This window comes from Streptomyces sp. NPDC020490 (assembly GCF_044335305.1).
Taxonomy (GTDB): Bacteria; Actinomycetota; Actinomycetes; order Streptomycetales; family Streptomycetaceae; genus Streptomyces.
In genome coordinates this window covers 79,733-90,883 of the sequence record NZ_JBIRUY010000016.1, presented here as the reverse complement: position 1 = coordinate 90,883, position 11,151 = coordinate 79,733, and the positions used below count along the sequence as shown (strand labels likewise).

9 protein-coding genes are annotated in these 11,151 nt (G+C 73.5%); 4 read left to right on the top strand and 5 right to left on the bottom strand.

Features of this window, described 5'->3' with window-relative positions; all coding sequences use genetic code 11:
• The first annotated feature begins 28 nt into the window (after nucleotides 1-28).
• Nucleotides 29-472, top strand: a complete 444-nt coding sequence (locus ACH4ZX_RS18670) for a hypothetical protein (protein WP_398273436.1) — start codon at nucleotides 29-31, stop codon at nucleotides 470-472.
• Here ACH4ZX_RS18670 and ACH4ZX_RS18665 read toward each other — a convergent pair.
• Together ACH4ZX_RS18665 and ACH4ZX_RS18660 are read right to left on the bottom strand one after the other, a co-directional pair.
• Nucleotides 444-2,207 carry a protein kinase gene (locus ACH4ZX_RS18665; RefSeq protein WP_398273433.1) on the bottom strand — a complete coding sequence of 588 codons (1,764 nt, stop codon included), beginning with the start codon at nucleotides 2,205-2,207 and terminating at the stop codon, nucleotides 444-446. The genes ACH4ZX_RS18670 and ACH4ZX_RS18665 overlap by 29 nt on opposite strands.
• Nucleotides 2,208-2,257: 50 nt before the next feature.
• Nucleotides 2,258-3,106: a menaquinone biosynthetic enzyme MqnA/MqnD family protein gene (locus ACH4ZX_RS18660; protein ID WP_398273430.1), complete on the bottom strand. Its 849-nt coding sequence runs from the start codon at nucleotides 3,104-3,106 to the stop codon at nucleotides 2,258-2,260.
• A gap of 288 nt (nucleotides 3,107-3,394) precedes the next feature.
• On the opposite strand from ACH4ZX_RS18660, the gene ACH4ZX_RS18655 reads away from it, so the two are divergent.
• The gene (locus tag ACH4ZX_RS18655) at nucleotides 3,395-3,598 is read left to right on the top strand and encodes a cold-shock protein (protein WP_324786388.1); all 204 of its coding nucleotides are present in this window, start codon (nucleotides 3,395-3,397) and stop codon (nucleotides 3,596-3,598) included.
• Between the two features lie 279 nt (nucleotides 3,599-3,877).
• Here the strand turns inward: ACH4ZX_RS18655 and ACH4ZX_RS18650 are convergent, their stop codons facing one another.
• The 3 genes from ACH4ZX_RS18650 to ACH4ZX_RS18640 form a co-directional block, all read right to left on the bottom strand.
• Complete coding sequence (locus ACH4ZX_RS18650) at nucleotides 3,878-5,014, bottom strand: sugar ABC transporter substrate-binding protein (protein ID WP_398273427.1); 1,137 nt, start codon at nucleotides 5,012-5,014, stop codon at nucleotides 3,878-3,880.
• Nucleotides 5,015-5,157: 143 nt separating this feature from the next.
• Complete coding sequence (locus tag ACH4ZX_RS18645) at nucleotides 5,158-7,098, bottom strand: AMP-dependent synthetase/ligase (RefSeq protein WP_398273424.1); 1,941 nt, start codon at nucleotides 7,096-7,098, stop codon at nucleotides 5,158-5,160.
• A 215-nt stretch (nucleotides 7,099-7,313) separates the two neighbouring features.
• Nucleotides 7,314-8,600 (bottom strand): acetyl-CoA C-acetyltransferase, encoded by a 1,287-nt coding sequence (locus ACH4ZX_RS18640; protein ID WP_398273421.1) that lies wholly within the window; start codon nucleotides 8,598-8,600, stop codon nucleotides 7,314-7,316.
• Between the two features lie 86 nt (nucleotides 8,601-8,686).
• On the opposite strand from ACH4ZX_RS18640, the gene ACH4ZX_RS18635 reads away from it, so the two are divergent.
• Both ACH4ZX_RS18635 and ACH4ZX_RS18630 read left to right on the top strand, forming a co-directional pair.
• A complete protein-coding gene (locus tag ACH4ZX_RS18635; RefSeq protein WP_398273418.1) occupies nucleotides 8,687-10,021 on the top strand; it encodes a 3-oxoacyl-ACP reductase in 1,335 nt (444 codons plus the stop codon).
• A complete protein-coding gene (locus tag ACH4ZX_RS18630) occupies nucleotides 10,021-10,977 on the top strand; it encodes a MaoC family dehydratase (RefSeq protein ID WP_398273414.1) in 957 nt (318 codons plus the stop codon). Before ACH4ZX_RS18635 ends, ACH4ZX_RS18630 begins: the two co-directional genes overlap by 1 nt.
• The last annotated feature ends 174 nt before the right edge of the window (nucleotides 10,978-11,151 follow it).

The following is an 11,151-nucleotide window of genomic DNA, read 5'->3' as shown; positions in this document are numbered from 1 at the left end:
CGCGCCGGCCGTCGTCGTACCGCCGGCCGTGGCCCGCCAGGAGTGGGGCGAGGACGTCCGGGGCGGCCTCGCTCCTTCCTGGCCGGGGGGCGGTTACGCGTTCGCCGCCTGCGTCGGGGTGCTGGTGCCGGTCGCGTTCGGCGCCCTGATGACTCCGCTGTTCCGGATGGACTGGAAGAAGCGCAGGGCGCGTTCCCTCGCCCGGGCGGTCGCCGCTCTGCCCGGGCCGGCCGTCCGCGAGGCGCCGATGAGCGTGATCACGGGGGTTGTCCGTCCGAAACACGAGCGGGACCGGGACGGTGCGTGCTACAGCGAGGGCAGCCCCTGCTGGGTCCACGTGCACTACCGGTTCGTGTGGGCTGTCGGTCCGGCCGCCACCGTCGCGGGGTCCGCGCTGCTGATCGCCCCGCTCGTCAGACACGCCCGTCCGGCCGGCGCTTCGGCTACCCCACCCGGGACATCCGGGCCGTAGGGTTCCCTTCCGCCTCGCTGTCCGAGGCGTACGTCAGCTCGTCGCCCACCCGGGTCAGCCGTACCGTGTGCGCGGCCGGGTTGCAGCCGTCGTGGTTCGTCCTGGCGCCGACCGACGTGGCGACGATCTGCTCCTTCGTCACCGACTTCAGGGTCAGTACGTCGTTGCAGACGCCGCCCAGCTGGTCGGTCTGGCGGAGCTTGCCCAGTTCCTCGCCGACGCCCGCCCGGTGGACGGTGAGCCGGAAGGTGCCCATCGGCAGGGTGCCGTCGAGGCCGAGGCCCTGTCCCTCCCAGGTGCCGAGGTAGGCGTCGGGGACGGTGGACGGGGCTGTGCCGGTGGCGCTGGGGTCGCCGGTCGGGGTCGTGCCGGGCGGGGACGTGGCGGGTGTGGCGGGCGGTTCGGACGTGGCCGGGGTGGCCGGCGTGGCGCCGACGGAAGGTGAACGGGTGCCGGGGCCGCTCGCGGTGTCGTTGCCGTCCTTGGGCAACAGGTCGAGGACGAGCACCGATCCGACGGTCACCGCCGCGAGCGCTCCGGCGACCGCGAGCGCCACCGTGCAGCTCAGCCGGCGTCCCCGTCCGCCGTCCCCCGGCACGGACGTCGCGGCGACGGACACGGACAGCTTCCCGGGAGCCGCGCCAGGGTTTTCGGCGGGGCCCTCACCGGGACGCTGTTCCGCGGCGGGGGCGTCACGCGGCTCGGGCACCGGGGACGGCGGCATCGCCGGGGCGGGCCCGAACTCCCCCAGCGTCGGCTGCCCGGCCCCCTCTCCCCCGGCCGTGGGCGACTCCCGCACCGACGGGCTGCTGAACCCCAGCGGCCCCGAAGCGCTCTCCGCCGCCTCCAGGTTCAGCAGCCGTACGGCGCTGCGGCTGACCTGCTCCACCAGCGTCCCCGGCAGCCAGCCGCCCGCGATCAGCCGGGCCGCCCCCTCGGGGGCGAGCCGCCGGGCCACTTCGGCGGGGGCGGGCCGGGCGTCCGGGTCCTTGGCCAGGCAGCTCTCCACCAGCTCCCGCAGCTCGCCGCCCGGCAGGCCGAGTTCGGGCGGTTCGTGGACGACCTTGTACAGCAGCGCGGCGGACGAGTCCCCGGGGAACGGGGGCCGGCCGGTCGCGGCGAAGGCCAGCACCGCGCCCAGGGAGAAGACGTCGGCCGCCGCGCCGGCCGGCTTGCCGAGGATCTGCTCGGGGGACATGTAGCCGGGCGAGCCGACCGACACGCCGGTCGAGGTGAGGGAGGCCGTGCCGTCCGTGGCGCGGGCGATGCCGAAGTCGATCAGCAGGGGTCCGTCGAGGGTGAGCAGCACGTTGGACGGTTTCACGTCCCGGTGCACCAGCCCCAGCGCGTGCACCGCCGCCAGCGCCTCGGCGAGGCCCGCTCCCAGCGCCCGTACCGAAGGGGCGGGCAGCGCTCCGCCGTCCGCGACCGCCGACGCCAGGGAGGGGCCGGCCGCGTAGGCCGTGGCGACCCAGGGCACGGCCGCCTCGGTGTCGGCGTCGAGGACCGGCGCGGTCCAGGCGCCGCCGACCCGGCGCGCGGCGTCGACCTCGCGCCGGAAGCGGGCGCGGAACTCCTCGTCCAGCGCGAAGTGCGGGTGCACGATCTTGACCGCGACCGTGCGGCCGCCGGCGCTGCGGCCCAGGTAGACCCGGCCCATGCCGCCGGAGCCGAGCCGGCCCAGCAGCCGGTAGGGCCCCACGGCGGTGGGCTCGTCGACTCCGAGTGGCTGCATGGCCCTCCCCCGTGATGACCCCGTACGCCTCGTGTCCGGCAGCGTAGTGACTACGGCTGGAGCAGCTCCACCTTCACGTCCGCCGGGAAACCGGTCGTCGGCCCGACCCGCCGGGCGAACTCGGCGACGGCCTCCAGCTGCGGGGGCCCGAACCTGAAGTCGAGGGTGGTGAAGTACTGCTCCAGGACGCGTTCGTCGAAGGCCTCCCAGCGGGCCGCCTGCTCGGCGACCTTGCCGACCTCCTCCAGGGAGAGGTTGCGGGAGGCGAGGAACGCCTCGTGGACCTTGCGGGTGATGACCGGCTCGCGCTCCAGGTAGTCGCGGCGGGCCGCCCACACGGCGAAGACGAACGGCAGGCCGGTCCACTCCTTCCAGAGCCGGCCGAGGTCGTGCACGGCGAGGCCGTAGCGCGGGCCGTCGAGGAGGTTGGCGCGCAGGGCCGCGTCCCCGATGAGTACGGCGGCCTCGGCCTCCTGCATCATCACGCTGAGGTCCGGCGGGCAGGTGTAGTACTCGGGCGTCACGCCGAAGCGGTCGGCCAGCAGCAGCTGGGCGAGGCGGACCGAGGTGCGCGAGGTCGACCCGAGGGCGACCCGGGCGCCGTCCAGCCGCTCCAGCGGGACCTGCGAGACGATGACGCAGGACATCACCGGGCCGTCGCAGCCGACGGCGATGTCGGGGAAGGCGACCAGTTCGTCCGCGTGGCGCAGGAACTCGACCAGGGTGACGGGCCCGATGTCGAGGTCGCCCCGCACCAGCTGCTCGCTGAGCTTCTCCGGGGTGTCCTTGGTCAGCTCGAAGTCGAGGAGCGTGCCCGTTCTCGCGAGCCCCCAGTACAGGGGCAGGCAGTTGAGGAACTGGATGTGGCCGACGCGCGGCCGGGTGCGAGAATTGTCCACATCGCGAGGCTAGCCCCTATGGGGTACGCTCCAGACTCCGCCCCGGTAGTCAACCCCGACGCCATCTTCAAACATCCGGGTGACGTGATCTTGACCTCTGTTGCGTTCGGCTGCCCGCATGCTAGGCTCGCCGCAAGTTGCAGTTTGGTTTCCCTTGCAGTACAGAGCCTGCGGAGCATGTGACCGCGGGCTCTAGTCGTTTTCAGACGTATGCAGTTGTGCGGCATTCTTGTTTTCACACTTGCAGGGTTCTGGAGCAGGGCAACCCTTTGGGCCCAAGGAGGGCTTATGGCTACCGGAACCGTGAAGTGGTTCAACGCCGAAAAGGGCTTTGGTTTCATCGCCCAGGAAGGCGGCGGCCCCGATGTCTTCGTCCACTACTCCGCGATCAACGCGAACGGCTTCCGTTCGCTCGAGGAGAACCAGCAGGTGACGTTCGACGTGACCCAGGGCCCCAAGGGTCCCCAGGCCGAGAACGTCACCGCCATCTGAGTTGACGAGCCCAAAGCTCTGATCCGGAACAGATAGCAGTACCAAGGAGCCCCGCGCCGCAAGGCGACGGGGCTCCTGCCTTTCCCCGCGCGCCCCGCGCGACGCGCCCGCACAGCCTCCCGCCCGCCGGACCGGTCGGGCGGGGGCGGTGCGGGTGAGTGGGGTCGTCGTGCTCGCGGCCGGCACCCACGCCCTGCGACTGGCCGGGCCGGGTATGCGCGCCGCCCGGCCCGGCCCGGGCGGTGTCGGGGCCGGTGATCGCCCGGAGGGAGGAGCGGGTCACTTCAGGCCGATGGCCGCGCAGTCCGCCGCGTAGGCCGAGGTGCAGATGTCGTCGACGGTGTAGACGCCGTCCGCGATCACCGTCTCCTTGATGTTGGCCTTGGTGAGCGCGACCACCGGCACCAGCAACGAGGGGATGTCCTTCCGGGTCGGGCTGTCGACCTTCTCCTGGGTCAGCGCGTCGAACTCGATGTCGTGGCCCTGGACCTTGGTCACCGCCATCCTCGCGGCGTTCGTCGCCTCCAGCAGGAACGACTTGTACACGGACATGTACTGCTGCCCCGCCACGATGCGCTGCACCGCGTCCAGGTTCGCGTCCTGCCCGGTCACCGGCGGGATGTCGGTGGCGCCCGCCTCCTTCAGCGTGTCGATGACGGCGCCCGCCATGCCGTCGTTGGCCGAGTAGACGGCGGCTATGCGGCTCAGCCCGACGGCCTGGATCGCCTGCTTCATGTTCGCCGCGGCGGCCTCGGGCTTCCACTCCTTGGTGTCGTACTGCTCGGCGATCTGCACCTTGCCCTTGAGCTCGCTGAGCGCGCCCGACTTGAACCGGCCGGTGTTCGGGTCGGCGGGGTCGCCGTTCATCATGACGATCTTGCTGGTCGCCGCCTTCGAGCCGAGCGCGTCGAGGATGGCGCGGCCCTGCACCTCGCCGACGAGTTCGTTGTCGTGCGAGACGTAGGCGTCGATCGGGCCCTGTGCGAGCCGGTCGTAGGCGATGACCGGTATGCCGGCGTCCTTGGCCTTCTGCACGTCCGGGGCGATGGCCTCGGCGTCCACCGCGTCGACCAGGACGACGTCCACCTTGTCGTCGATCATCTCCTGGAACTGCCGGCTCTGGGTGGCCTTGCTCGCCTCGGCGTTGGCGTAGCGGACCGTGCCCTTGCCGTGGGTGAGCGAGGAGACCTCCTTCTTGATGATCGGGTAGTCGAACTTCTCGAAGCGCGCCGTGTCCTTGTCGGGGAGCAGGAGACCCACCGTGAGGTCGTCGCCCTTCGTCGGCTCACTGGAACTGCCGCTTGCGCCGACATCGTTGATGACGCCGCACGCGGCGAGGGAGAGCGCGGCGGAGAAGCCGGTCAGGGCTGTAGCGGTGCGACGCGCTACGGCCCTTCGGGTGGTGCGAGGGTTCACGTCAGGGGGCCTTCCGCACCAGGGAGCAACATCGGTGCCAGACCGCCGACAGCAAAGCGTCACCCGCCTGACACGTCAAGATGTTGTCGTAACAAGCGCGCAACTGATGTTTACCGGTCGGTATTTTGGGCATCGCGGGGCAGTCAGCGCCTGGCCGTCCGGGAGCCCCTCTCCTGCGCGTACAGGATCTCCACCTCGGCCGCGAAGTCCCGCATGATCGCCTCCCGGCGGAGCTTCATCGACGGCGTCAGATGGCCCTCCCGCTCGGTGAGGTCACGGGGCAGGACGGCGAAGCGGCGGATGGACTCGGGGCGGGAGACCAGCTTGTTGGCCTCGTCGACCGCGCGCTGCAGCACCGCCCGCAACGCCTCGTCGTCCACGAGCCGTTCCACCGGGACGGCGGGCCGGCCGTTCATCCGGCACCAGTGGGCGATGCCGTCCTGGTCCAGCGTGATGAGCGCGGAGATGTAGGGGCGGCCGTCGCCCAGGACCATGCACTGGGAGATGAGGGGGTGCTGACGGAGCCAGTTCTCCAGCGGGGCGGGCGCCATGTTCTTGCCGCCCGCGGTGATCAGGATCTCCTTCTTGCGGCCGGTGATCGTCAGGTAGCCCTCGTCGTCCAGGCGGCCCAGGTCGCCCGTCGCGAACCAGCCGTCCGCCGACGCGGGGGCCACCCCGCCGCCGTGCGGGTCCCAGTAGCCGCGGAACACCTGGCCGCCGCTGAGCAGGATCTCGCCGTCGGCGGCTATGCGCACCCTCGTGCCGGGCAGCGGCCAGCCGACCGTGCCCAGACGGGGCTTGAGGGGCGGTGTCACCGTCGCCGCGCCCGTCGACTCGGTCAGGCCGTAGCCCTCGTAGATCTCCATGCCGGCGCCCGCGTAGAAGGCGGCGAGGCGGCGGCCCAGCGGTGAGCCGCCGCAGATGATGTGCCGGACGCGGCCGCCCATGGCGTTGCGGATACGGCGGTAGACGAGGGGGTCGTAGAAGGCGCGGGCCGCCTTCAGCGCCGCGCCCGGGCCGGGGCCGGTGCCGGCATGGCCGGCCTCGGTCGCCTCTCCGTGGCGGACGGCCACCTTCGCCGCGCGGTCGAAGGCCGTCACCCGGCCGCCGCTCTCCGCCTTGGCCCGCGCGCTGTTGTAGACCTTCTCCAGCATGTACGGGATGGCGAGGAGGAAGGTGGGCCGGAACGCGGCCAGGTCCGCCAGCAGGTCCTCCGCCGCCATGCTCGGCGCGTGGCCCAGCCGGACCCGGGCGCGCACGCAGGCGATCGCCACCATGCGGCCGAAGACGTGCGACATCGGCAGGAACAGCAGGGTCGCGGCGTCCTCGGTCGACTTCGGCTTGAAGACCGGGTAGAGGAGTTCGATCGCGTTGTCGACCTCCGTCAGGAAGTTGCCGTGCGTGAGCACGCAGCCCTTGGGGCGGCCGGTGGTGCCCGAGGTGTAGATGACGGTGGCGAGGGTGTCGGGGACCAGCATCCCGCGGCGTACGGAGACCTCCTGGTCGGGGACGTGCCCGCCGAGTTCGGCCAGCCGCTCCAGGTGCTGCTTGTCGACGACCCACAGGTGGCGCAGATCGGGCAGGCGGCTGAGCTCCGGGCCCAGGGCCGCCGCCTGCCCGGCGGTCTCCGTCACCAGGGCCACCGCGCCGGAGTCCTGGAGGATCCAGCGGGCCTGGAAGAGGGAGGAGGTGGGGTAGATCGGGACGGTGACCAGGCCGGCCGCCCACGCGGCGAAGTCCAGCAGCGTCCACTCGTAGACCGTCCGCGCCATGACGGCGATCCGGTCGCCCGGCGCCAGCCCCTCGTTGATCAGACCCTTGGCGAGGTCCAGCACCTGCCGCGCGAACTCGGCCGCCGTCACGTCCGTCCAACGGCCGTCCTCCGTACGGCGGCTGAGGACGCGGTCGGCGGGAGCCGCCTCGGCGTTGTCGAACGGCAGGTCGGCCAGCGAGCCGTGGGTGGCCGGCGGGACGAGCGGCGGCACCGACACCTCCCGGACCTCCCCGTCCAGCTTCCGTACCTCCGGCTCCACCAGCCGGGGCACACCGTCGTAGTCGTACGCGGACGGATAGGACACGGACATGGCAGCTCCTGAGGCGTGCGGCTCGGTTCCGCTGTGCAACCGGGTGTACGGGACGCGCGTGCCGAGACGTTCACCGCCGGTGCGCGGCCGGCGGGGGCACCGCTGATCGGGACGGTGATCGTACGGGGCTCAGATGGGGAGTTGGTGCGGGTTCGGGGAGGGTCCGGGGCCGGGCGTGTGCAACCTCGGGGTGACGTGGGCTACGTGAGGACCCTTCAGTTTCGCTCCAGGATCGCCGTCACGCCCTGGCCGCCCGCCGCGCAGACCGAGATCAGGCCGCGTCCGGGGGCGTCCCGTTCGGCGAGCAGCCCGGCCAGCGTCGCCACGATCCGCGCGCCGGTCGCGGCGAACGGGTGGCCGGTGGCGAGGGAGGAGCCGGCGACGTTCAGGCGGGCGCGGTCCACGGGCGCGAGGCCCCGCTTCTCCCAGGCCGCGAGCGTGGCCAGCACCTGGGAGGCGAACGCCTCGTGGATCTCGACCAGGTCGAAGTCCTCGATGCCCAGGCCCGCCCGCTCCAGCATGCGCGGGACCGCGTACGCGGGCGCCATCAGCAGTCCGTCCTCGCCGCCGGCGACGTCGCCCGCGACGAAGTCCACGGCCGCCGTCTCGTACGCCGTCAGATACGCGAGGGGTTGGAGCCCGCGCGCCTCGGCCCACTCCTCGGAGGCGAGCAGCACGGTCGCTGCGCCGTCCGTCAGCGGCGTCGAATTGCCCGCGGTCATCGTCGGGTTCGGCGCGTCCAGGCCGAACACCGGCTTCAGGGACGCGAGTTTGGCGGTCGTCGAGCCCGGGCGCAGGTTCTGGTCGCAGGCCAGGCCGCGGAAGGGGATCACCAGGTCCTGGAAGAAGCCGCGTTCGTAGGCCGCCGCGAGCTTCTGGTGGCTGGCCGCCGCCAGTTCGTCCTGCGCCTCGCGGGTGATGCCCCAGGCGCGGGCGGTGACGGCCGCGTGCTCGCCCATCGAAAGGCCGGTGCGCGGCTCGGCGTTGCGCGGGATGTCGGGGATCAGCTGGGACGGGCGGACGCGGGCGAGCGCCTTGAGCCGGCCGCCGGCCGACTTCGCCCGCCGGGCCTCCAGCAGGATGCGGCGCAGCCGGTCGTTGACGCCGAGGGGCGCGTCGCTCGCCGTGTCCGCGCCGCCCGCGACCGCCGACTCGGTCTGCCCGAGGGCGATCTTGTTGGCGGCGGCGATCACGGCCTGCAGTCCCGTGCCGCAGGCCTGCTGGATGTCGTAGGCCGGGGTGCGGGCGTCCAGCTTCGAGCCGAGGACCGTCTCGCGGGCGAGGTTGAAGTCGCGGGCGTGCTTGAGGACCGCTCCGGCGACGAACTCACCGACGGCACCCGGCTCCTGGAGGCCGTACCGCTCGACGAGGCCGTCCAGCGCGGCGGTCAGCATCTCCTGGTTCGACGCGGTGGCGTACGGGCCGTCGGAGCGCGCGAACGGGATGCGGGCGCCGCCGATGATCGCGACCCGCCGTGCCGCCGGGCGCTTCAGGTGGCTCATCTCGACCTGCTCCTCACCTGTGACATAGGATTACCTCCGGTAACCTTACTCCAGAGTAACCAAGGATCCGCGTGGGGAGAAGGACTGTGGCCGACCGATATCTCCGCTTCACCGGCACCGCGCCCGGCCGGTTCCTGACCCGGCGGCTCGGGCTGCCGCAGCCGGAGCCGCTGCGGCGCTGGTCGCCGGAGCACCCCGCCCTGCCCGGTCCCCTGCTGCACCTCACCGCCGGGAAGTCCGGGCTGGACCTCGCGCCGGTCCTCGCCCGCACGGGGCTCTCGGCGGGAACCGGCTCCCCCGCCGCCGTCGTCCTCGACGCCACCGGCGTGCGGGACGTCGGCACGCTCGCCGAGGTGCACGCCGCCCTCCACCCCGTCGTGCGGTCCGTCGCGGGCAGCGGCCGGGTCGTGGTGCTGGGCGCGCCCCTCGACGCCGACGACCACCACCAGGCCGCCGCCCAGCAGGCGTTGGAGGGGTTCACGCGCTCGCTCGGCAAGGAGATCGGGCGGGGGCGGACGGTGAACCTGGTGCGGCTCACGGACCCGGCCGCCGCCGAGTCGACCCTGCGCTTCCTGCTCTCCCCCAAGTCGGCGTACGTCAGCGGCCAGGTGATCGAGGTGGGCCCCGCCGCCCCGGACGCCGTTGCCGCGGGCGCCGCCGCCCCGGACGTCACCGTCGACCCGGACCGCCGCCCCCTCGCCGGGCGCACCGCCCTGGTCACCGGCGCCGCCCGCGGCATCGGCGAGGCGGTCGCCGAGACGCTGGCCAGGGACGGCGCCCGGGTCGTCGTACTCGACGTGCCGCAGGCCGAGGCGGACGCGCGGCGGGTCGCCGAACGGCTCGGCGGCACGGCCCTCGCGCTCGACATCACGGCCGCGGACGCCGGCCGGCGGATGGCCGAGGCGCTGCCCGACGGCCTGGACGTCCTCGTCCACAACGCCGGCGTCACCCGCGACCGCAGGCTGGTCAACATGCCCGCGGAGCGCTGGAGTTCGGTGCTGGAGGTCAATCTGGCGAGCGTGCTGCGCAGCACGGACGAACTGCTGGCCGCCGGGACGCTGAAGCGCGGCGGGCGGATCGTGGCGACCGCCTCCATCGCGGGGATCGCCGGCAACGCGGGCCAGACGAACTACGGCGCGAGCAAGGCGGGCGTCGTCGGGCTGGTGCGCTCGCTCGCGCCGCGCGCGCTCGCCGAGCACGGGGTGACGGTCAACGCGGTCGCGCCCGGGTTCATCGAGACGAGGATGACGGCCGCGGTACCGCTGTTCATCCGGGAGGCGGGCCGCCGTATGAACTCCCTCGCCCAGGGCGGGCTGCCCGCCGACGTCGCCGAGGCCACCGCCTGGCTCGCACACCCGGCCTCGGGCGCGGTGAACGGGCAGGTCCTGCGGGTCTGCGGCCAGAGCCTGCTGGGGGCCTAGTGTCCGTCGTCCTCACCGGCTCCCCCGCGCTGGCGCCCCTGCTCGCCCGCGGCGCACTGCTGTCGCCGTTCAAGCGGCCCCGCCCGGACGCCGGCTTCCCGCACGACCGGCTCGTGCTGCCCGGCCTGCGCGCCGACCCCGACCGGCTGGCGGCCTACGAGCGGGTCTGCGGCTTCGCCGCCGGCGACGGCCGGCTGCCGCTCACCTATCCGCACGTGCTGGGCTTCCCGCTGGCCATGCGGCTGATGAGCGGCCGGGACTTCCCGCTGCCGCTGCTCGGTCTCGTCCACACGTCGATCGGCATCACCCGGCACCGGGCGCTGCCGGCCACCGGCGCGTACGAGATCGCCGTGCGGGTCGCCGGCCTGACGCCGCACCGGCGCGGAACCGAGGCCACAGTGGCCACCGAGGTGCGGGACGGCTCCGCCGTGGTGTGGGAGTCGACGAGCACCTATCTCGCCCGGCACCGTACGACGGCCGGAGCGGGCGCGGGCACCGGAGCGGGCGCGGGCGCGGGCGCCGGAGCGGCTGCCGGCGCTGCTCCCGGAGCGGGGACCAGTCCCGGAGCGGGGACCGGTCCCGGAGTGGGTGCCGCCGCCGAGCGGGAGGTACCGGGGTCGCTGCCCGCGGTCGCCGAGTGGCACCTGGCCGGGGACCTCGGCCGGCGCTACGGCGCCGCGTCCGGCGACCGCAACCCGATCCACCTGCACCCGCTCACCGCCCGCCTGTTCGGCTTCCCGCGCGCCATCGCACACGGCATGTGGACCGTGGCCCGCTGCCTCGCCGCCCACGGCACGCCCGAGTCGGTGCGCGTACGGGCCGACTTCCGGGCACCGGTGCTCCTGCCGGGAACGGTGACCTACGCGGCGGACGGCAACCGATTCGAACTGCGCGGCGGCGACCGCGTCCACGTGAGCGGCCGAGTAGAGGCAACGGCACCCTCTGCCGGCCGCTGACCCCGCGCCGGTGCCCCCCGGAGCAGCGCCGCGAACCCCTTCGCCGGGGGCCCGATCGGAGGCGCGACCGCCCTCGCGGGGGGCGCTTCTGACAGCGCCGCGAGCCACCGGGCCGCCCGGCGCACCGGCGCACCGGGGCCGACGCCCCGAACGCCGCCCGGAGGCTACCCGGCC

Excerpts from the sequence above, each read along its gene's own strand:
- ACH4ZX_RS18665 (WP_398273433.1), bottom strand. The coding sequence starts at position 2,207 with ATGCAGCCACTCGGAGTCGACGAGCCCACCGCCGTGGGGCCCTACCGG.
- ACH4ZX_RS18655 (WP_324786388.1), top strand. The coding sequence starts at position 3,395 with ATGGCTACCGGAACCGTGAAGTGGTTCAACGCCGAAAAGGGCTTTGGT.
- ACH4ZX_RS18645 (WP_398273424.1), bottom strand. The coding sequence starts at position 7,098 with ATGTCCGTGTCCTATCCGTCCGCGTACGACTACGACGGTGTGCCCCGG.
- ACH4ZX_RS18640 (WP_398273421.1), bottom strand. The coding sequence starts at position 8,600 with ATGAGCCACCTGAAGCGCCCGGCGGCACGGCGGGTCGCGATCATCGGC.